At 73.3% G+C, this 833-nt stretch carries 1 protein-coding gene and 1 pseudogene; both read right to left on the bottom strand.

The window, feature by feature from the left end; all coding sequences use genetic code 11:
* A pseudogene (locus tag NKF06_RS20685) lies at positions 1 to 525 on the bottom strand (copper ABC transporter permease); the annotation flags it as partial.
* The coding region (locus tag NKF06_RS20680) for an AAA family ATPase (protein ID WP_253246468.1) at positions 522 to 833 on the bottom strand (312 nt) is incomplete at its 5' end. The gene NKF06_RS20680 and the pseudogene NKF06_RS20685, both read right to left, overlap by 4 nt.

The raw sequence follows: 833 nt of genomic DNA, 5'->3' as shown, positions 1-833 counted from the left end.
AGACGGCGAGCGCGACCGGCGGCGACCGGCGAGGCGAACAGGACCGCGAGGACTGAAACCGGAGGACGCGACCGGCGAGTCGGCGGCCTCGTTCAGCGCGAGGAACGTCGGGTCCGGCGGCGAGAGCACCGGGACGGTCGCCCCCGCGGCGAGCAGCGACCCGAAGACGACGAACACGAGCGCGAGCCCCCGGCCGAGGTAGACGCCGCCGACGTAGGCCGGCCGGGACACGTCGAACGTCCTGAGCACGTCGAGTTCGCCGGACTCGCGGTCCGAGAGTACCGCCCGATAGCAGAGTGCGACGGCGAGAAGCGGAACGAGCGCCTCCACGAACGGCACCAAATCGAGGACCAGCGGGACGTACCCGCCGCGCGCGCCGGAGCCCGCGGCCGCGACCGCGACGACGGTCAGCCCGAAGACGACCGAGAGCGCGACGACAGCCGGGGTTCTGACGACCGTCCGAAGCTCCCGGGCCGCGATGGCGAATAGGTCGCCGATATCGCCGTCGCGGTCGCCGGCGCTCATCTGCCCGTCACCTCCTCGGTCGCCACGAGGTCGCCGAAGGCGGTCTGGAGGTCGACCGCGCCGGCCGATTCGACCACCGCTCGCGGGTCGTCGTCGGCGACGAACCGCCCGCCGTCGAGGACGACCACGCGGTCGGCGGTCCGCTCTACGGGTCCGAGGTTGTGCGACGAGAGGACGACCGCAACGCCCGCGTCCGCGAGATCGGAGACGATGCCGAACAGTCGCTCGACCATGCCGGGGTCGAGGCCGCTGGCCGGTTCGTCGAGGACGACGACCGCCGGGTCGCCGACGAGCGCCCGCCCGAGGCG

The sequence above is a fragment of the Haloferax sp. AB510 genome (assembly GCF_024136985.1).
GTDB lineage: Archaea > Halobacteriota > Halobacteria > Halobacteriales > Haloferacaceae > Haloferax.
Note: the sequence above shows the minus strand (reverse complement) of the source record. Positions and strands in the feature narration are given on the sequence as shown.